We start from the raw sequence: 19,644 nt of genomic DNA, 5'->3' as shown, positions 1-19,644 counted from the left end.
ATCAAATGAAATGCCCGGACATCAATTGTCAAGCGCAGCAGAGACACAGCGCGTCTCGAAAACTGTGCGCGGGGTATCGCCGAAAGAATCGTGGGAGATTTGCCAGTAAGACAAACGCATGTCGTGCTGGTCAGCGCTGTTCAATGTACAACAAGCTGCACAAGAAAAGCCGCTGGTGGCGACGTCGACGTCGCGCGCGTGACTTCATCCGTTGTCTTACGGGGTCTTGCGAGACCGCACGTCGCACGCTGCGCGTCCGCGCGCGATTCGTATGAATCGCTTGAGCGATGACGCCAAGACCTGCACGCAATTCACCACATGCCGGCGGTGAGACATGGGCAGCAGGCGCTGACGGAGCGCTCGCGTCTGCCGCCCGCAGCCGATCAAGCGAACCTTTGACGCGCCAGCTTCGCGCCGGTGCCGAGCGCACTCAGCTTGGCTTCGGCGACCTCGCGCCGCATCGGGGCCATGCCGCAATTTGTGGTGGCGATGATGTTCTCCTTCGGCACCACCTTCATGACGTCCTCGATGGTCTTGCAGACGTCCTCGGCGGTCTCGATCTCGTCGCTGGCGACATCGATGACGCCGGCCTGCACAATCTTGTTCTTCAACAGGCCGAGCAGCTCGATCGGCACCTTAGAATTGCGGCATTCGACCGCGACCTGCTGGATCGAGCTGGCGTCGATGACCGGGAAGGTCTCCTCATACTGTCGCCACTCGCTGCCCAGCGTCTCCTTCCAGTCGGTGTTGGCCTTGATGCCATAGCCGTAGCAGATGTGGACGGCGGTCGGGCAGGTCAGTCCTTCGGCCGCGCGCTCCAGCGCCTTGATGCCCCAATCGCGCACCTCGTCCATGTAGACATTGAAGGCGGGCTCATCGAACTGGATCATGTCGATGCCGTCGTCGTGCAGCGCCTTGGCCTCCTGGTTCAACAGTTCGGCGAAGGCGAACGCCATCTTGACGCGGTCGCCATAATAGTTGTCGGCGATGGTGTCGATGATCGTCATCGGACCGGGCAGCGTGAACTTCAGCGCGCGCGTCGTATGCGTGCGCGCGATCCGCGCTTCATCGCCGTGGACGCGGCCCTTCAGCGCCAACGGCGCCACCACCTGCGGCACCATCGCCTTGTAGCGGTCCTTGCGGATTCCCATCTCGACCTTGTGGGCGAAGTCGATGCCGTTGACGCGCTCGAGGAAGCCGTGCACGAAATGCTGCCGCGACTGCTCGCCCTCGGTGAGGATGTCGATGCCGGAATCCTCCTGTAGCTTGAGCGCCAGGATCGTGGCATCGCGTTTGGCGCGGGCGAGCTCCTCGCCCTTCGCCTTCCACGGGGCCCACAGCACGTTCGGCTCGGCCAGCCATTCCGGCTTCGGCAGCGATCCTGCAATGGTCGATGGAAACAGCATGGTCGAACTCTCCGGCACAGGGGGCGGTCAGGCTTGAGCGCCTGTGTGCCATGGCTTACCCTTCAGGTACAGAAGAACGAAGCCGGCGCTTGCGTTCCGCAGCGCGGCATAATGGTCCGGGCTGTACAGAGGCGGGACAACGGGAAAGGGAAGCGGGAAGGCATGATCGATCTCCATTACGCACCGACGCCGAACGGCTGGAAGATCTCGATCATGCTCGAGGAACTCGGGCTGCCTTACAAGGTCATTCCCGTCGACATCCGCGCCGGCGACCAGTTCAAGCCGGAGTTCCTGGCGATCAGCCCCAACAATCGGATCCCTGCGATCCTCGATCATGCGCCGGCCGATGGCGGGGCACCCTTCTCGGTGTTCGAGACCGGCGCGATCCTGATCTACCTCGCCGACAAGACCGGGACGTTCCTGCCGCAGGAGATGCGGGCGCGCTCGCGCGTGATCCAATGGGTGATGTGGCAGATGGCCGGGCTGGGGCCGATGATGGGCCAGCATGGACATTTCGCGCTCTATGCGGCCGAGAAGATCCCTTACGCGATCCAGCGCTATCGCGACGAGGTCGCGCGTCTGTTCCACGTGCTCGATGTGCAGCTCGGCAGGACCGGCGCTTATGTCGCAGGAGACGACTACTCGATCGCCGACATCGCCTGCTTTCCCTGGATGATGACGCACAAGGCGCAGGGGTTCACGCTCGACGACTTCTCCAACATCAAGCGCTGGTACGCGACCTTGCGGGCCCGGCCGAAGCTGCAGGCCGGGCTTGCGATCGGCAAGTTCGTCAAAGAGCCGTTTAACGAGAAGACACGCCACGTGATGTTCGGTGGGCAGGCGAAGGAGATGATGGGGAGACAGTGAGCAAACTTTGCGTTGCTGCGAGGAAGGCAGCGACAAACCATTCAGACCCTTTGTTGCCGCCCCTGGATTGCTTCGCTGCGCTCGCAATGACGGTGGAGCGAACTGGCCTCACGCTCTCCATCATTGCGAGGAGCGCAGCGATGAAGCAGTCCAGGGGCGGCACGACCAGTCTGCGTTGTTTGCCGCGCACCGTCGAACCTGTTGAGACATTGAGGACAACCGATGATCGAATTCTTCTTCGACTGCTCCAGCCCCTGGACCTATCTCGCCTTCCACAACATCCAGCCGCTCGCGAAGGAATTCGGCGTCGACATCGTCTGGCGGCCCATTCTGGTCGGCGGCATCTTCAACACTGTCAATCCCAGCGTCTACGCCCAACGTGAAAAGCCGGTGCCGGCCAAGGCGGCCTACATGCTGAAAGACCTCGGCGACTGGGCGCGCTCGGCTGGGCTCAAAATCAAGATGCCGCCATCGGTGTTCCCGGTGAACAGCGTCAAGGCGATGCGCGGCTGCATCTGGCTGGGGCAGGACATGGTGCCGTTCGCGCGGAGCGTGTTCGAGATCTACTGGGGCGAGAACCAGGACATTTCGCAGGACGCGGTGCTGACCGAGGCGTGCCGGCGCGTCGGCATCGATCCGCAGGCGTTCTTCGACGGCATCGCCCAGCAGGGCATCAAGGACCAGCTGCGCATCAACACCGAGGAGGTGGTGAAGCGCGGCGGCTTCGGCTCGCCGACCATCTTCGTCGATGTCACCGACATGTATTTCGGCAATGACCGGCTGCCGCTGATCCGCGAGGCGCTGGCGAAGCGGCGGACGGCCTGATGCCGCGGGCGATCGTCTGTCGCGAGCTCGGGCCACCGGAGGCGTTGCGGCTCGAAGATCTGCCGCCGCGCGCGCCAGGTGAGGGAGAGGTGCGGGTGAAGATCCGCGCCGCCGGCATCAACTTTCCGGACATTCTGATGGCGGCGGGCGAGTATCAGCTCAAGCCCGAGCTGCCGTTCACGCCGGGCGTGGAAGCGGCCGGCGATGTCATCGAGACCGGCACCGCTGTGACGGGGCGTTCCGTCGGCGACCGTGTCATCGTGCGCATGCGCTTCGGCGCCTATGCAGAAGAGGCGGTGGTCGCAGCCCGCCAGCTCACGCCGCTGCCCTCGACCTTCGACTACGCTGAAGGCGCGACCTATCTCGCCGGCCACGGCACCGCGTATCATGCGCTGGTCGATCGCGGCCAGCTCAGGTCCGGCGAGACGCTGCTGGTGCACGGCGCCGGTGGCGGCGTCGGCCTGGCCGCGGTCGAGCTCGGCAAGCTGCTGGGCGCCACCGTCATCGCGGCGGCCTCGTCCGAAGAGAAGCTCGCGGTGGCCCGCGCGCGCGGCGCCGATCATCTCGTGCTGTATGCGCGCGAGCCGTTTCGCGATGCGGTCAAGCGCATCACCGATGGCCGAGGCGTCGATGTCGTGTTCGATCCTGTCGGTGGCGAGGTGTTCGAAAACAGCGTCCGCTGCATCGCCTGGGGCGCGCGGCTGCTGGTGATCGGCTTCACCGGCGGCATCGGGCTGGCCCGCACCAATCTGATTTTGATGAAGGGCGCCAGCGTCCTCGGCGTCCGCGCGGGCGAGGCCGTGCGCCAGGATCCCGCGCTCGGCGAGCGCCGCATGGCCGCGTTGCTCGATTTTGCGGAGCAGGGCAGACTGCGCCCCAATGTCTCACACCGCGTACCGTTTGCGGATTATGCGCGCGCGATGCGACTGCTGATCAACCGCAAGGCCATCGGCCGCGTCGCGCTGGTGATGGATTGAGGCGCGGCGCGCGCGTGCTTGTCCGGGACGACAGCTCCTGTTTGGTGCCGTCATTGCGAGCGCAGCGAAGCAATCCAGGGGCTTCGGAAAGAGTCTGGATTGCTTCGTCGCAAGTGCTCCCCGCAATGACAGCGCGTAGCCCGCATGAGCGTAGCGACATGCGGGGGCTCACGAGCTGGGTCGATGAACCCGGATGTCGCCGCGCTCATCCGGGCTACAAGCTGCGCCGCTCCTCGCAATGACAAAGGAGGCTATTTGTACTCCCGCTCGTCCCACCACGGGAAATAGTCGGGCATGTCGGCAGTGACGGTGTTCTTGAACTGGGCCGGGCGTTTCTCCAGGAATGACACCACGCCTTCCTTGACGTCATCGGAGCGGCCGCGCGCGTAGATGCCGCGGCTGTCGATCTTGTGCGCCTCCATCGGATCGTCGGCGCCCATCATGCGCCACATCATCTGGCGGATCAGCGCGATCGACACCGGCGCCGTCTTGTCGGCGATCTCGCGCGCCAGGGCACGCGCGGTCGGCAGCAGCTCGTCCGGCGGCACGACCTTGCTGACGAGACGGCCTGCGAGCGCCTCCTGCGCCGGAAAGACGCGACCGGTGTAGCACCATTCCAGCGCCTGCGAGATGCCGACGATGCGCGGCAGGAACCAGCTCGACGCGGCTTCCGGCACGATGCCGCGCTGGGAGAACACGAAGCCGAACCGCGCCGCGTCCGACGCAATGCGGATGTCCATCGCGAGCTGCATGGTGACGCCGATGCCGACGGCGGGGCCGTTGACCGCGGCGATGACCGGCTTGAGCGACTTGAAGATCCGCAACGTCACCTGGCCGCCGCCGTCGCGCACCTGCGGATCGGAATAGTCGACGCGGCCATCGGCATGGCGCTTCACCGGTCCCCGTTTGGCATCGCGATCGAACGTGTCGGCGCCGGAGGAGAGGTCGGCGCCCGCACAGAATGCGCGGCCCGATCCTGTGACGATGATCGCCCTGATGCCGTCGTCCCTGTCGGCGCGATCGAAGGCATCGATCAGCTCCTGCTGCATCGTCGCGGTGAAGGCGTTGAGCTTCTCCGGGCGGTTCAAGGTGATGGTGAGGATCTTGTCGGCGACGTCATAGAGGATGGTCTGGTAGGCCATGGGGGTTTCCTGATCCGTTGTTGTTCTTAGTTAGGCGAGCCAAAAATGCCGCTGTCATTCCGGGGCACGGCCCGTAGGGCGTGAGCCCGGAATAACGACGCAACCAAGACCCGCGACATGAACACAATAGTTCAGCGTGACGCCGTGGCAAAGTCCCGCGGAATCATTCCGCAGCATGGAACGGCGCGCGACGGCGTGCCCATCCGCTGGCCGCAGGACGCGCCGAAAAGCTCGGTGCCATCCTGTACTTCTGCGAACGGGGCCGTAGCGATGCGCCATGCTCTCTCCCGGTCATTGCGACACGACGCTCGCAATGACGCGTGGAAACATCTCCTTCTCAAACAAAAAGCCTAGTGCACGCAGGAGCGTCGCGACATGCGGGGTCTCACGCGCTGCGTCGGTGAACCCGGATGTCGCTGCGCGCATCCGGGCTACAAGGCCGGCGGCGCCGGCCACGGCCGCTGCTCGCCACGCAGGCCCTCGAACGTCTTCGCCAATCCCAGCACGCCGACATCGTCGAAGCGGCGGCCGACGATCTGGAGGCCGATCGGGAAGCCGTCGGCGTCGTAACCGGCATTGACCGAGATCGCCGGGTTCTCCGACATGTTCCACGGCACGGTGTACGTGATGTGTTCGAACGGCGCCTGCGGATCGTTGACGGGGGACGCGAACTCGGCCGGAAACTTCACGCCGGGCGAGACTGGCGAGATGATGTAGTCGTATTCGGTGAACAGTCTGGCCGCCGCCGCGCGCAGGGTCATGGTGACGTTGAAACCCCTGATCACCTCCACGCCGGACAGTGTCGCGCCGCGCTCGGCCCATTGCAGGATGTAGGGCAGGGTCTTGGCGCGGACCTCGGGCGCGAGCCGGGCCAGATCGTCCCACAGCCGCGCGCGCCAGAAATTGTCGAGGCCGTCGAGCATCTCGCGCGTCAGGAAGCCCTTGACCTCGCTGACGACGGCGCCGGCGTCCGCGAAGGCTTTTGCCGCGGCCAGCGTCGTGGCCCGCACCGGCTCTTCCAGCGCCTGGCCGACGCCGCCGACATCGAGCATCAGGCCGATGCGCAGCTTGCGCACCGGCTTCTCCGCGATCTTCCAGTGCAGGTCGGACGGCGGCAGGCTGGTGCCGTCGCGGCGGTCCGGCTTCGACAGTACGCTCATCATCAGCGCGGCGTCGTCGACGATGCGGGTCATCGGGCCGGCGACGCGGCCGACATAGGGCGGATCGAGCGGCACCCGGCCGAAGCTCGGTTTCAGCCCGACCAGGCCGCACCACGACGCCGGCAGCCGGATCGAGCCGCCGATATCGGTGCCGACATGCAGCGGGCCATAGCCCGCCGCCGCGGCCGCGCCCGCGCCGGCGCTGGAGCCGCCAGGGTTCATCCGGAGATCCCACGGATTGCGCGTCAGCGGATGGAAGCTCGACAGGCCCGACGACAGCATGCCGTAATCGGGCATCGTCGTCTTGGCGAAGATGATCGCGCCGGCCTCGCGCAGCCGTGCCGCCGGCGGCGCGTCGGCCGCGAGCGGCGCGCGCGTGACGCTGGCGGCGCCGAGCGGCATCGGCTGGCCCTTGGTGGCGATGTTGTCCTTCACCGTCGCCGGCACACCGTCGAGCACGCCCGTCGGCTCGTCATTGGCCCAGCGCTCGGTCGAGAGCTTGGCGGCGGCCCGCGCGGCGTCGACGTCGAGCAGGTACAGCGCCTTGATGTGCGGCTCCCAGGCCGCGACATGCGCCAGCACATCCTCCATCACCTCGGACGGCGAGAACTGGCGCGCGCGGTAGCCGGCGATCAGATCGACCGCGGAGAGGTCGTGCAGCGAGGTGACATCATCCGAGGCGGGCTTGTGCATGCTGAAACTCCGTTGCCGAACTTCGTATGAGATCGCCACCCGCTCATGGACGCATGTCAGATCATGCTAAGCTGCCGGCATACGGGTTTCGATGATGCGGGCGAACATGCTGGCGCCGATCGGCAGGATCTTGTCGTCGAGCACGTAGCCTGGATTATGCACCGGCACCGAGCCGTCATGGCCGACCCAGAAATAGGCGCCCGGGATGGTCTGCAGCATGTCGGCGAAATCCTCGCTGCCCATCTTCGGCGTCGAGCGCGTCAGCACCTTGGAGGGCTCGACCACGGTGCGCGCGACCTCTTCGACGACCTTGGACTGTTCCTCCTGGTTCACCAGGACGCTGAACGTGTCGCGGATGTCGACATCGATCTCGCAGTTGAACGCCGCGGCCATGCCGGCGCAGATCGCGCGCATGCGCTCGCGCACCAGCGCACGGACGGAGTCCGAGAACGCGCGTACTGTGCCGCACAGCCAGGCGTCGCCCGGAATGACGTTGTAGGCCGAGCCGGCATGGATCTGGGTGATCGAGACGACGGCGGCCTGCAGCGGCTCGACATTGCGGCTGACGATGGTCTGGATCGCCTGCGCCACGCTGGTGGCGATCACCACCGCGTCCTTGGAGCGTTCGGGCATCGCGCCATGGGCGCCATAGCCGGAGATCTTGATGTCGAAGAAGTCGGCGCCGGCCATCGCCGGGCCGGGCAGGATGGCGATCTCGCCATGCGCGAGATCAGGCGCATTGTGCAGGCCGTAGAGCTCGTCGCAGGGGAATTTCTGGAATAGGCCGTCCTTGATCATCGCCCGCGCGCCGCCGAGGCCTTCCTCGGCCGGCTGGAAGATGAAATGCACGGTGCCGTCGAAATTGCGCGTCTCGGCGAGATAGCGTGCGGTGCCGAGCAGCATCGTGGTGTGGCCATCATGGCCGCAGCCGTGGAAGCGGCCGGGGATGGTCGAGCGCCAGGGCAGGTTGGTGTTCTCCTCCATCGGCAGCGCGTCCATGTCGGCGCGTAGGCCGATGCGCTTGCCGCTGTCGCCCTTGCCCTTGAGCACGCCGATCACGCCGGTGCCGCCGAGGCCGCGATGCACCTCGATGCCCCATTGCGACAGCTTCTCGGCGACGATGCCGGAGGTGCGCGTCTCCTCGAAGCCGATCTCGGGATGGGCGTGCAGGTCGCGGCGGATGGCGGTGAGTTCGTCGGCGTAAGCCTGGATGCGGTCGATGGTGGGCATGTGGGGTTCCGTTGGAGCTTGGTGAGATGTTCTTATGATGTGAGGAGTGGCTGGTCTGCGAGCGCGCTTGCGGCCCAGCCTGCGAGACGCCCGCCTGAAGGCGGGCTCCTCAGGATGAGGATGGGTATGCGGAGATGGGGCCCCCGAACGCCGGGCCGTTCGGCTTGAGGCGGATGCCCGGGCGAAGCCGCGTCCAGGGCAAAGTGGAGGGATCGGCGGGCATCGCGCCGGGCGCGGCGCAGATCAGCAGGGCTTCGGCGATCGGTTCGAAATCGGCGCGGAAATGCACCGAGCTCTTGTTGACCAGGATCGCCTGTTCGGTGGGCTCGATGCCGACGAAGCGGTACATCTCCTGGTCCGCGAGCTGGGATTTGTGCGAGGCCACGACGACGCGGACATCGCCGATGCGCAGGCACGCCGACGGGCCCATCTCCATCCTGCGGCCGCCATAGAACGGGCCGGGCGCGATGAAGCGGCCATCGGAGATCGTCTCGACGATGAAGCTCTCCTCGAACGGCGCATCGCCGGGAATGCCGCTCTTGCCGCCGAGCGACAGCGTGACCGTCGCGCCTTCGCCGGCGGCATGCGCAGCCAGTGCGGCCTGCGGATCGTAGATCATGCCGATCGCCGCGCGGCTGGCGCGGTTACGTACCAGCGCGCGCAGCATACCCGTCGTATCGGAATCGCCGCCGGCGCCGGGATTGTCCTGGGTGTCGGCGATCACGATCGGGCGGCGCGCCGTCTTGGCCAGCATCATCGCATGGCGCACGCCCTCATCCGGGGTGTAGATGCGGCCGTCGAAATCATTCTCGTGGCCGGTGACGATCGCCGCGATCGCATCCGCCGCCGCGTCCGCGTCCGCCTGTGTCAGGCCATAGGCGAACACGCTGGGGCCGCAATGGGCGAAGTCGGCGGCGGGAAAGCCAGGGGCGAAAGACAGCGTCGGCACCGCCTCGCTCTGCAGCGCCGCGAGCTGCTCATAGATGCCCTTGGTCGGCTGGTCGTTGGTGCACTGCCAGCTGATCGGGATCAGGAACGGCAACTGCCGGAAAGCCTTCGCCAGCGGCGCGCGCGTGCGCAGCAGCCGTGCGAGATGCTCGGCGCAGGCGCGGCCGGTGTCGGCCATGTCGGTGTGCGGATATTTGCGATAGGCGATCAGCGCATCGGCCTGCGCCATCATCTCGGGCGTGACATTGGCGTGCAGATCGAGGCTTGCGACCAGCGGCACGTCGGGACCGATCACTTGGCGCACGCGGGCGAGAATCTCGCCCTCGCCATCCTCGCGATGCTCGGTCACCATGGCGCCGTGCAGATCGAGATAGACGCCGTCGAGCGGGCCGGCGGCCTTGATGCGGTCGACCATCGTTGCAGTGATGCGCTCGAACGCCTCCTCGGTCACATGCGCCGAGGGGCTGGCCGCGCAGGCGATGGTCGGAACGATGTCCCAGCCATTGGCGTCCGCGACCGCGATGAAACCGGCCTGGCCGGCATTGATGCCGCGCATGGTCGTGAGCACGCTGGCTGCATCGTCGATCGAGGCGCGGCCGCCGCCATGCATGAAGGCGTCGTAATCAGCCTTGGTCGGTGCGAATGTATTGGTTTCGTGCAGGAAGCCGCCAATCGCGACGCGCGCCATTCCTTAACCTCAGGCCGTTGATTTGGGCTTGACGTTAGACCGGCGCTCGCGGCGCAGGCAAGCGAAGGAGCGATGCCGTTTTGCATGCGGGCCACGATGATGGAACGTGCAGTGACGTGTAGGGTGGGCATAGCAGCCGCCGCAGGCGGCAGCGTGCCCACCGTCGATCAGCGTGTTCGGCGGCGAGACGGTGGGCACGGCGCCACCGTGATCTCGCGCGTGGAAACGGCACGGCAGCGCCTTTGCCCATCCTACGGCACCGGCGATGTCGTGCGTTTCGTAGCCCGGACGAGCGGACGACGGAGCCCGCAGGGCGGAGGTGGGAGCGATATGCGGGGTCTCACGAGAAGCGCGTGAGACCCCGCATGTCGCTATCGCCTGCGCCCTTCGGGCGCACGCTGTCGCTCATGCGGGCTACGCGACTTACGCCACGGCCTCCGACACCGGGCGGAAGTTGGCGAAATCCCAGTGGCGGCCGGGTGCGGCTTCGAGCAGGGACCTGGTGTAGGCTTCCTTCGGATGGGTCAGGATCTCGCCGGCCGGACCCTGTTCGACGATGCGGCCCTTCTGCATCACCACGACGTCATCGCAGATCTGGGCGGCGACACGCAGATCGTGGGTGATGAACAGGATCGCGATCCCGAGCCGGCGCTGGATCTCGTCGAGCAGCTCCAGCACCTGGGCCTGCACCGAGACGTCGAGCGCGGAGACCGCTTCGTCGGCCACCAGCACGTCCGGATCGAGCGCGAGCGCGCGCGCGATCGCGATGCGCTGGCGCTGGCCGCCGGAGAACTGGTGCGGGTAGCGCGAGATCGCGTCCGCGGGCAGGCCGACCAGCTCGAGTAGCTCGCGCGCCCGCGCCATCGCCTTATCGTGCGAGGTGCCGTAATTGACCGGGCCCTCGGCGATGCTCTCGCCGACCGTCAGCCGCGGGTTGAGCGAGCGGTAGGGATCCTGGAACACGATCTGGATGCGCTTGCGGTGCGGCTGCAGCAGCCGGCGCGTCAGGATCGAGATCTCGTTGCCCGCCAGACGGACGCCGCCCGAAGTCGGATCGATCAGGCGCACGATGCAGCGCGCCACCGTCGACTTGCCGGAGCCGCTCTCGCCGACGATGCCGAGCGTGCGGCCCTTGCGCAAGGTGAGGGTGACGTTCTGCGCGGCGACGACCTCGCGCGCTTTGCCGATGAACGAGCGCTCGCGATAGACCTTGCCGAGCTCGTTGGTCTCCAACACCACCGGCTCGCTGGTCTCGGGCCGCGGCGGCCGCGGGATCAGGCTCGGCACCGCGGCGAGCAGGTTGCGCGTGTAGTCCATTTCCGGGCTGCGCAGGATCTTGTCGAGCGGGCCGGTCTCGACCAGGCGGCCCTGGCGCATGACGGATACGCGATCGGCGATCTCGGCGACGACGCCCATGTCGTGGGTGATGAACAACACCGCCGTGCCGTGATCGCGCTGCAGTTCGCGGATCAGCGAGAGGATCTGCTTCTGCGTGGTGACGTCGAGGGCAGTCGTCGGCTCGTCGGCGATCAGGAGCTTCGGCTCCAGCACCAAAGCCATCGCGATCATGATGCGCTGGCGCTGGCCGCCGGACAGGCGGTGTGGGTAGGAGGCGAAGATGCGCTCGACGTCGGGCAGGTGGACCTGCTCCATCATGTCGAGGATGCGCTTGCGGCGCGCCCTTGCGTCGAGGGACGTATGCGCGCGCAACACCTCGTCGATCTGGCGGCCGACCGGAACGACCGGATTGAGCGCGGTCATCGGCTCCTGGAAGATCATCGCCATCCGTGTGGCGCGCAGTTCGCGCAGCCGGCGATCGCTGGCGGTGAGCAGTTCCTCGCCGACCAGCTTGACGCTGCCGCCGACGGCATGCAGCGCGTTCTTCGGCAACAGGCCCATCGTGGTCAGCGAGGTCACGGACTTGCCCGAGCCGCTCTCGCCGACGACGCACAGCGTCTCGCCCTTGGCGACCTTGATCGACACGCCGTCGATGATGCGCGGCCCGTTCGGGTTCTTCGTCTTGCCGACGGTGACGACGAGATTGTCGATGTCGAGGATGGTGTCGGTCATGTGTTCAGGCCTCAGTCGCCGTGGCGAAGAATGCGTAGCCCGGATGAGCGCAGCGATATCCGGGGTCTCCTGTTTCCTCCGTCATTGCGAGGAGCGAAGCGACGACGCAATCCAGAGTCCCGGGTGCGGCCCTGGATTGCTTCGCTGCGCTCGCAATGACGGCAATAACGTTGGTCACTTGCCGGCCTCGCGCTGCTTCATGCGCGGGTCGAGTGCGTCGCGGGCGGCGTCGCCGATCAGGTTGATCGAGAGAATGGCGATCGACAGCAGCAGGCCCGGCCAGAAGATCAGCGACGGCTTGATCTGGAAGTAGGAGCGACCCTCGGCCATGATGTTGCCCCAGGTCGGCGTCTCCGGGCTGATGCCGGCGCCGAGGAACGACAGGATCGCCTCGGTCAGGATCGCGGCGGCGCAGATATAGGTGCCCTGGACGATCAGCGGCGCGATCGTGTTCGGCATCAGATGCCGCCACATGATCTTGGGCATCGAGGTGCCCAATGAGATCGCCGCTTCGACATAGGGCTCCTCGCGCGCGGTCAGCACGACCGAGCGGACCAGGCGCGCGACGCGCGGAATCTCGACGATGGTGATCGCGATCATCACGGTGGCGACGCTGGCGCCCGACAGCGACACCACGGCGATCGCGAGCAGGATGCTCGGGATCGCCATCAGGCCGTCCATCACCCGCATCATGATGGCGTCGACCCAGCGGAAGAAGCCGGAGACGAGGCCGATCACCAGCCCGATCGCGATCGAGATAACGGCGGCGCCGACGCCGACCAGCAACGAGATCCGGCCGCCATAGATGGTGCGCGACAACAGGTCGCGGCCATAGGCGTCGGTGCCGAGCAGGTATTGCGCGCTCGACGGCTTCAACCGCTGTGCCGGCGCCAGCAGCACCGGATCATGGGGCGCCAGCAGCGGCGCCAGGATCGAGACCAGCACGATCAGCGACAGGCAGATCGTGGCCACGGCGATGATCGGGGTCGAGGTGAGAAAGCCGAATTTGGGCCCCAGTCGCGTGGTGACCGGAATCGACGGCTCAGGAGTGGTGACGATTGCCATCGGAACAAGGCCTCAGTAGCGGATGCGGGGGTCGAGCAGCGTATAAGCGAGGTCGATCAGCAGATTGACCGCGAGATAGATGAAGGAGGTCAGCAGGATCATGCCCTGAATGACCGGATAGTCGCGCGCCAGCACGGCGTCGACCGTGAGCCGGCCGATGCCCGGCAGATTGAACACGCTCTCGGTGACGACGACGCCGGAGATCAGCAGCGCGAAGCCGGAGCCGATCACGGTGATGACCGGCACCGCGGCATTGCGCAGCGCGTGGCGCAGCAGCACGGCGACCTCGCTGACGCCCTTGGCGCGCGCGGTGCGCACGAAATCCTCGCCGAGCACGTCGAGCATCGCGGCGCGCGTCATGCGTGCGATCAGCGCGACGTAGATGAAGGACAGCGCGCAGGTCGGCAGGATGATGCGCTCGAAGAACGGGCCGAAGCCGACCGTGATGCTGCGGAAGCCCTGGACCGGGACCCAGCGCAGATTGATCGCAAACATCTGGATCAGGATGTAGCCGATCACGAAGACGGGCACCGAGAAGCCGAGCACCGACAGGCCCATCACGAAGCGGTCGATCCAGGTGCCGTGCTTCCATGCGGCGATGACGCCGAGCGGGACCGCGACCAGGATCGAGAGGATGATGGTCGAGATCGCAACCGAGATCGACGGCTCGACGCGCTGGCCGATCATCTGCAGCACCGGCACCTTGGAGATCAGCGACACGCCGAGATCGCCATGCAGCAGCTGATTGATCCAGGTGAAGAACTGGATGTAGAGCGGCTCGTTCAGGCCGAGCGTGGTGCGGATGCGCTCGAGCTGCTCGGGCGTTGCGTTGTCGCCGGCGAGAATCGCTGCGGGATCGCCGGGTGTCAGGCGCAGCAGCAGAAAGACGAACAGCGCCACCACGCCCATCACCGGGATGGATGCGAGAATGCGGCGAAGCAGATAACCGATCATCGTGAGAGAACCGTGTTCATGATCCCTGGGGAAGGCAGATTGCGCGACCGAGTCTGCATGTCACTGATGTCCATCGCTTTCAAGGTCTCCGCTGTCCGGCCGACGGATGCGACATTTCGCGATCATAGCGCTTCATCGCATGTGCGAAGGAGCTCGCGCAAACTTTGCAAGGCCCATGCCATTACTTGCGCGCCGACGCGAGAATGTCCACCGGCGCTGTCGCCGTCCCGTAAAATGAAACTAAACTGCTGCGCAGCAGCGCCCGGAGTTGCGTGGTGCCGTTTGGCATGGCCGCGCGTCAATCAGCGTTGGCGAGAGGATGAGCGCGCCGCCTCATCCATGCACAGCTGCAGGGCTGCTGCGGCGCGTCCAGCGTCATGATCTCGTCACGATCTAGGCGAGCGTGGCGAGCAGGCCGGCCATCAGGCGGCCGCGCTCGGCAAGGCTGTCGACCTCGATGTGCTCGTTGAGCGTGTGCATGTCGCCACCGCGCACGCCCAGACCGTCAAGCGTCGGGATGCCCAATGCGCCGGTGAAATTGCCGTCCGAGCCGCCGCCGGCCGAGCCATGCGGCAGTGACAGGCCGAGCTGCTCGGCGATGCCGCGCGCGTGTTCATACAGCGCCATGGTTCCGGAATCCGGCTCCCAGACCGGACGCGTGACGCCGCGGGTGACCGTGAAGCTGACATCGTCATGGGTGCCGGACAGCGCCAGCATGCGTTCGACGCCGCGATCGAGATCGGCCTGTCGCTTCGCCATGCTGAGCGCCTCGCCGGTGCAGGTGGTGGCGACGCAATTGACCCATTGGCCGCCATGCACGATGCCGACGGATAAGGTGCAATCCTCGCCGGTCATGGCGTCGATCGCCAGGATCTGGCGGGCCATTTCCCGGATGGCGGAACGGCCGGCGCCGAGCCGGGCGCCGGCGTGGCTCGGCCGGCCGACCGCTTCGAGATTGAAGCGTGCAATCGCATAGCGGCCGGTCACCACGCCATTGTCGGGGCGGCCGGGCTCGGGCACCAGGACGTATTTGTTGCGCTGCGCCTCGGCCTCGATGATGTCCCGCGTCGACGGCGTGCCGACCTCCTCGTCGGGCGTGAACAGCACGGTGATCGGCAGCGGCGTCGTCACCGACGCCTTGATGAGCTGGCGGATGGCCTCCAGCGTGATGTAGTTGCCGCCCTTCATGTCACAGATGCCGGGACCGTAGCATTTGTTGCCCTCGCGGCGAAAGGACAGCTTGGCGAGGGTGCCGACGGGGTGAACCGTGTCCATGTGGCCGGCGATCAGGATGCCGGGCTGCCCCTGGTTCGGATGCGGGAAGCGGGCGCGGACGCAGCCGGCGAATCCCTGGCGTCCGGCGATGCGCTCGATCGTCGCACCCATGATCGCCATGTCGCGCGCGGCGAGGTCGAGCATCCGTTCGACGGCGGCCGCATCCCAGGTCGGACTTTCGCACTCCACCCAGCCGCGCAAACCCTGCAGCATGGCCTCGGTATCGAACGGAAGATTGGCTGGATTCATGTTGCTCTCTTCAAGGTTTGGTCACGATCGGCGCACACGAGATGGAGTCGCGCAAGCTTTGTAAAGCGAAAGCTATGCAGTCGTTAACGGCGTTGCCGGCCATTGTTGCCATGCAGCGAATGCGGATTGACGAGCAGGGCAGCCAGTGCAAGTGTTGAATCTCAGCGGCTTGCGTCTGTTAGTTCGCACAAGGATTGACCGCTCCGCTCAACGAATGATCTGGCTCTGATCAGTTTGGCATCAAAATATCCCCGTCAGGAGACTCCGTAATGTTCCACATCCCGCGCTGGAAAGGTCTTACGCTCGCCACGAGCCTGGCCGTTTCCGTGCTTTCGCTGTCCACGGCGCTGAGCACCCAGGCGCTTGCCGCCGCCAAGAAGACGATCACGGCGGTGATGCATTCCGACCTGCGCGTGATCGATCCCGGCTTCACCACCGCCTATATCACCCGCGACCATGGCTACATGGTCTACGACACGTTGCTGGCGGTCGATTCGAACTTCAAGATTCAGCCGCAGATGGCGGACTGGAAGGTCTCCGACGACAAGCTGACCTACACCTTCACCCTGCGCGATGGCTTGAAATGGCATGACGGCACGCCGGTCACGGCGGAGGATTGCGTCGCCTCGCTGAAGCGCTGGGGCCGCAATGACGGCATGGGCCAGAAGCTGATGGACTTCACCGCGAGCCTGGAAGCTCCGGACGCCAAGACCATCGTGCTGAAGCTGAAGGAGCCTTATGGCCTGGTACTGGAGTCGATCGGCAAGCCGTCGTCGCTGGTGCCGTTCATGATGCCGAAGCGCCTCGCCGAGACGCCGCAGGGCCAGCAGATCCCGGAGCAGATCGGCTCCGGCCCGTTCAAATTCGTCAAGGCGGAATTTCAGCCGGGCGTGAAGGCGGTCTACGAGAAGAACACCGACTACGTGCCGCGCAAGGAGCCGGCGAGCTGGACCTCCGGCGGCAAGGTGGTGAAGGTCGACCGCGTCGAATGGATCACGATGCCGGATGCGCAGACCGCGGTGAACGCGCTGCAGTCGGGCGACATCGACTTCATGGAGAACCTTCCCTACGACATGATGCCGGTGCTGGAAGCGAACCCGGATCTGAAGATCGATGTGCTGAACAAGTTCGGCTACCAGACGCTGGGACGGATGAACTTCCTCAATCCGCCGTTCGACAATGTGAAGGTGCGCCGCGCGGCGTTCCTGGCGCTGAACCAGAAGGACGTGCTCGACGCGCTGGTCGGCAATGCCAAATATCAGAAGATCTGCGGCGCGGTGTTCGTCTGCGGCACGCCGCTGGAGACCGATGTCGGTGCGGAGACGCTGATCAAGGGCAACGGCATGGCCGAGGCCAAGAAGGCGCTGGCCGAATCCGGCTATGACGGCACGCCGATCGCGATCATGGCGCCCGGCGACGTCACGACGTTGAAGGCGCAGCCGATCGTGGCCGCACAGCTCTTGCGCGAGGCCGGCTTCAAGGTCGACCTGCAGGCGACGGATTGGCAGACCGTGGTGACGCGCCGCGCCAGCCAGAAGCCGGTCAAGGAAGGCGGCTGGAACATGTTCTTCACCAACTGGGTCGGCGCCGACGTCGCCAATCCCGTGGTGAACGTGTCGATCGGTGGCCGCGGCACCAAGGGCGGCTGGTTCGGCTGGGCCGAGGATGCCGAGATCGAGAAGCTGCGCGACGCCTATGCGCGCGCGTCTTCGCCGGACGAGCAGAAGAAGATCGCGACCGAGATCCAGAAGCTGAACTATGAGCGTGTGATCTACATCCCGCTCGGCCAATATCTGCTGCCGAGCGGCTGGCGCAAATCGCTGACCGGCGTGCTGGACGGCCCGGCGACGCCGATCTTCTGGAACATCGACAAGAGCGAGTAGGGCGCCACCACGGCTCTGCCATCAGCACACGACCCTGCGGCGGAGGCAACTCCGCCGCATTTGTTTTCGGTGACCGTGAGAGTAGACAAAGCGGCTGCGATGCGTGCCTCTCGCTGCAATCGCAAGATGGCCTGCACCATTGCGAACGCAGCGACGCACCGCAGAACCCCTCCGCCGAGGCCGTCCACATTGCAGCGCGCGCTGCGCTCGCAATGACAACGGAGCCAGCGCATCGGTCCGGATGGTACGGGGAGACCCGCAGGTCGCCTTGCGTCGGCCGACGACGGGGCCGCCGCCCTGCATGGCGCCCGTTCAAATGGCATGCCTGTACCAATGCTCATCTTGCGGGAGCGGCGGGGCGCTGGCCGTGCGGCCTGCGCCAGCAAAGCCGATTGACGGGCACCAGAACTGTTGCAACTCTTCGGCTGCGGAATGAACGCTGAGCCGAGGATCGCAGAACGCGGCCGCGACGCTCGGCGGATCGCCGTGTCTCGCTGAGTTCCGAGGCAGTCGTTCACCCCGTCACGTCAAGAGAGATCGCATGTCACCTCATCCGCGCCGGGCTCATTCCGTGCTCGCATCCTGGCTTGTTGCGTCCGCTGTTTTGCTATCGCCCTGTCTTGCGCCGCAGGCGCTCGCCGCTGGCAAGACAACCATCGCCGCCGTGATGCATTCCGACCTGCGGGTGATCGATCCCGGCTTCACCACCGCCTATATCACCCGCGATCATGGCTACATGGTCTATGACACGCTGCTCGCCACCGATGCTAACTTCAAGATCCAGCCGCAGATGGCGGATTGGAAGGTCTCGGACGACAAGCTGACCTACACCTTCACCTTGCGCGATGGCTTGAAATGGCATGACGGCACGCCGGTCACGGCGGAGGATTGCGTCGCCTCGCTGAAGCGCTGGGGCCGCAATGACGGCATGGGCCAGAAGCTGATGGACTTCACCGCGAGCCTGGAAGCTCCGGACGCCAAGACCATCGTGCTGAAGCTGAAGGAGCCTTATGGCCTGGTGCTGGAGTCGATCGGCAAGCCGTCGTCGCTGGTGCCGTTCATGATGCCGAAGCGCCTCGCTGAGACGCCGCAGGGCCAGCAGATCCCGGAGCAGATCGGCTCCGGCCCGTTCAAATTCGTCAAGGCGGAATTTCAGCCGGGCGTGAAGGCGGTCTACGAGAAGAACACCGACTATGTGCCGCGCAAGGAGCCGGCGAGCTGGACCTCCGGCGGCAAGGTGGTGAAGGTCGATCGCGTCGAATGGATCACCATGGCCGATGCGCAGACCGCGGTGAATGCGCTGCAATCGGGCGACATCGATTTCATGGAAGCGCCGCCCTATGATCTGTTGCCGGTGCTGGAAGCGAACCCGGATCTGAAGATCGATGTTCTCAACAAGTTCGGCTTTCAGACGCTGGGCCGGATGAACTTCCTCAATCCGCCGTTCGACAATGTGAAGGTGCGCCGCGCGGCGTTCCTGGCGCTGAACCAGAAGGACGTGCTCGACGCGCTTGTCGGCAATGCCAAATATCAGAAGATCTGCGGCGCGGTGTTCGTCTGCGGCACGCCGCTGGAGACCGATGTCGGTGCGGAAACGTTGATCAAGGGCAACGGCATGGCCGAGGCCAAGAAGGCACTGGCGGAATCCGGCTATGACGGCACGCCGATCGCGATCATGGCGCCCGGCGATGTCGGTGCACTGAAGCCGCAGCCGATCGTGGCCGCGCAGCTGCTGCGTGAGGCCGGCTTCAAGGTCGACCTGCAGGCGACGGACTGGCAGACCGTGGTGACGCGCCGCGCCAGCCAGAAGCCGGTCAAGGACGGCGGCTGGAACATGTTCTTCACCAACTGGGTCGGTGCCGACGTCGCCAATCCCGTCGTCAACGTCTCTGTCGGCGGCCGGGGCACCAAGGGCGGCTGGTTCGGCTGGGCCGAGGATGCCGAGATCGAGAAGCTGCGCGACGCCTATGCGCGCGCGTCTTCGCCGGACGAGCAGAAGAAGATCGCCGCCGAGATCCAGAAGCTGAACTATGAGCGCGTGATCTACATCCCGCTCGGCCAGTACCTCCAGCCGAGTGTCTGGCGCAAATCCTTGACCGGCGTGCTGGACGGTCCGGCGACGCCGGTGTTCTGGAACATCGACAAGAAGGAGTAGGCCGGCGTCGTGATGTGGATGAGCAGCGGCTTTCGCCGGTGATGGCGCAGGCTGTTG

14 protein-coding genes are annotated in these 19,644 nt (G+C 65.6%); 5 read left to right on the top strand and 9 right to left on the bottom strand.

Annotated elements, in window-relative coordinates:
- Positions 1–383: 383 nt before the first annotated feature.
- Entirely contained in the window at positions 384–1,406 is a 1,023-nt protein-coding gene (locus tag BBTA_RS24635) for a methionine synthase (protein WP_012045219.1), read from the bottom strand.
- A gap of 162 nt (positions 1,407–1,568) precedes the next feature.
- Here BBTA_RS24635 and BBTA_RS24630 point away from each other — a divergent pair, with 162 nt between their 5' ends.
- The 3 genes from BBTA_RS24630 to BBTA_RS24620 all read left to right on the top strand — a co-directional run bounded on the left by BBTA_RS24630 (position 1,569) and on the right by BBTA_RS24620 (position 4,075).
- A complete protein-coding gene (locus BBTA_RS24630; RefSeq protein WP_012045218.1) occupies positions 1,569–2,273 on the top strand; it encodes a glutathione binding-like protein in 705 nt (234 codons plus the stop codon).
- Between the two features lie 222 nt (positions 2,274–2,495).
- Positions 2,496–3,098 carry a 2-hydroxychromene-2-carboxylate isomerase gene (locus BBTA_RS24625; RefSeq protein ID WP_012045217.1) on the top strand — a complete coding sequence of 201 codons (603 nt, stop codon included), beginning with the start codon at positions 2,496–2,498 and terminating at the stop codon, positions 3,096–3,098.
- Positions 3,098–4,075 (top strand): NADPH:quinone oxidoreductase family protein, encoded by a 978-nt coding sequence (locus BBTA_RS24620; RefSeq protein WP_012045216.1) that lies wholly within the window; start codon positions 3,098–3,100, stop codon positions 4,073–4,075. Before BBTA_RS24625 ends, BBTA_RS24620 begins: the two co-directional genes overlap by 1 nt.
- A 251-nt stretch (positions 4,076–4,326) precedes the next feature.
- Here the strand turns inward: BBTA_RS24620 and BBTA_RS24615 are convergent, their stop codons facing one another.
- The 8 genes from BBTA_RS24615 to BBTA_RS24580 form a co-directional block, all read right to left on the bottom strand.
- Positions 4,327–5,217 (bottom strand): crotonase/enoyl-CoA hydratase family protein, encoded by an 891-nt coding sequence (locus tag BBTA_RS24615; RefSeq protein ID WP_012045215.1) that lies wholly within the window; start codon positions 5,215–5,217, stop codon positions 4,327–4,329.
- Positions 5,218–5,648: 431 nt separating this feature from the next.
- Positions 5,649–7,070 (bottom strand): amidase, encoded by a 1,422-nt coding sequence (locus BBTA_RS24610; RefSeq protein WP_012045214.1) that lies wholly within the window; start codon positions 7,068–7,070, stop codon positions 5,649–5,651.
- A gap of 66 nt (positions 7,071–7,136) precedes the next feature.
- A complete protein-coding gene (locus tag BBTA_RS24605) occupies positions 7,137–8,300 on the bottom strand; it encodes a M20 aminoacylase family protein (RefSeq protein WP_012045213.1) in 1,164 nt (387 codons plus the stop codon).
- 109 nt (positions 8,301–8,409) lie between these two features.
- A complete protein-coding gene (locus BBTA_RS24600) occupies positions 8,410–9,936 on the bottom strand; it encodes a M81 family metallopeptidase (protein WP_012045212.1) in 1,527 nt (508 codons plus the stop codon).
- Between the two features lie 423 nt (positions 9,937–10,359).
- Positions 10,360–12,006, bottom strand: coding sequence for an ABC transporter ATP-binding protein (locus BBTA_RS24595; protein WP_012045211.1), 1,647 nt, complete (start codon positions 12,004–12,006; stop codon positions 10,360–10,362).
- A gap of 174 nt (positions 12,007–12,180) precedes the next feature.
- Complete coding sequence (locus tag BBTA_RS24590) at positions 12,181–13,071, bottom strand: ABC transporter permease (protein WP_012045210.1); 891 nt, start codon at positions 13,069–13,071, stop codon at positions 12,181–12,183.
- A 12-nt stretch (positions 13,072–13,083) separates the two neighbouring features.
- Entirely contained in the window at positions 13,084–14,025 is a 942-nt protein-coding gene (locus tag BBTA_RS24585) for an ABC transporter permease (RefSeq protein ID WP_012045209.1), read from the bottom strand.
- Positions 14,026–14,418: 393 nt separating this feature from the next.
- Complete coding sequence (locus BBTA_RS24580; RefSeq protein WP_012045208.1) at positions 14,419–15,549, bottom strand: M20/M25/M40 family metallo-hydrolase; 1,131 nt, start codon at positions 15,547–15,549, stop codon at positions 14,419–14,421.
- 269 nt (positions 15,550–15,818) lie between these two features.
- Here BBTA_RS24580 and BBTA_RS24575 point away from each other — a divergent pair, with 269 nt between their 5' ends.
- Both BBTA_RS24575 and BBTA_RS24570 read left to right on the top strand, forming a co-directional pair.
- Positions 15,819–17,432 carry an ABC transporter substrate-binding protein gene (locus BBTA_RS24575; protein ID WP_012045207.1) on the top strand — a complete coding sequence of 538 codons (1,614 nt, stop codon included), beginning with the start codon at positions 15,819–15,821 and terminating at the stop codon, positions 17,430–17,432.
- Positions 17,433–17,973: 541 nt separating this feature from the next.
- The gene (locus BBTA_RS24570) at positions 17,974–19,587 is read left to right on the top strand and encodes an ABC transporter substrate-binding protein (protein WP_012045206.1); all 1,614 of its coding nucleotides are present in this window, start codon (positions 17,974–17,976) and stop codon (positions 19,585–19,587) included.
- The last annotated feature ends 57 nt before the right edge of the window (positions 19,588–19,644 follow it).

Source organism: Bradyrhizobium sp. BTAi1 (assembly GCF_000015165.1).
Classification (GTDB): domain Bacteria; phylum Pseudomonadota; class Alphaproteobacteria; order Rhizobiales; family Xanthobacteraceae; genus Bradyrhizobium; species Bradyrhizobium denitrificans.
The sequence above is the reverse complement of the archived record's forward strand: the minus strand, read 5'-3'. Positions and strand labels throughout refer to the sequence as shown.

What these genes read in the sequence shown, in the direction of transcription:
- BBTA_RS24635 (WP_012045219.1), bottom strand. Translation starts at nt 1,406, where the DNA reads ATGCTGTTTCCATCGACCATTGCAGGATCGCTGCCGAAGCCGGAATGG.
- BBTA_RS24630 (WP_012045218.1), top strand. Translation starts at nt 1,569, where the DNA reads ATGATCGATCTCCATTACGCACCGACGCCGAACGGCTGGAAGATCTCG.
- BBTA_RS24625 (WP_012045217.1), top strand. Translation starts at nt 2,496, where the DNA reads ATGATCGAATTCTTCTTCGACTGCTCCAGCCCCTGGACCTATCTCGCC.
- BBTA_RS24620 (WP_012045216.1), top strand. Translation starts at nt 3,098, where the DNA reads ATGCCGCGGGCGATCGTCTGTCGCGAGCTCGGGCCACCGGAGGCGTTG.
- BBTA_RS24615 (WP_012045215.1), bottom strand. Translation starts at nt 5,217, where the DNA reads ATGGCCTACCAGACCATCCTCTATGACGTCGCCGACAAGATCCTCACC.
- BBTA_RS24610 (WP_012045214.1), bottom strand. Translation starts at nt 7,070, where the DNA reads ATGCACAAGCCCGCCTCGGATGATGTCACCTCGCTGCACGACCTCTCC.
- BBTA_RS24605 (WP_012045213.1), bottom strand. Translation starts at nt 8,300, where the DNA reads ATGCCCACCATCGACCGCATCCAGGCTTACGCCGACGAACTCACCGCC.
- BBTA_RS24600 (WP_012045212.1), bottom strand. Translation starts at nt 9,936, where the DNA reads ATGGCGCGCGTCGCGATTGGCGGCTTCCTGCACGAAACCAATACATTC.
- BBTA_RS24595 (WP_012045211.1), bottom strand. Translation starts at nt 12,006, where the DNA reads ATGACCGACACCATCCTCGACATCGACAATCTCGTCGTCACCGTCGGC.
- BBTA_RS24590 (WP_012045210.1), bottom strand. Translation starts at nt 13,071, where the DNA reads ATGGCAATCGTCACCACTCCTGAGCCGTCGATTCCGGTCACCACGCGA.
- BBTA_RS24585 (WP_012045209.1), bottom strand. Translation starts at nt 14,025, where the DNA reads ATGATCGGTTATCTGCTTCGCCGCATTCTCGCATCCATCCCGGTGATG.
- BBTA_RS24580 (WP_012045208.1), bottom strand. Translation starts at nt 15,549, where the DNA reads ATGAATCCAGCCAATCTTCCGTTCGATACCGAGGCCATGCTGCAGGGT.
- BBTA_RS24575 (WP_012045207.1), top strand. Translation starts at nt 15,819, where the DNA reads ATGTTCCACATCCCGCGCTGGAAAGGTCTTACGCTCGCCACGAGCCTG.
- BBTA_RS24570 (WP_012045206.1), top strand. Translation starts at nt 17,974, where the DNA reads ATGTCACCTCATCCGCGCCGGGCTCATTCCGTGCTCGCATCCTGGCTT.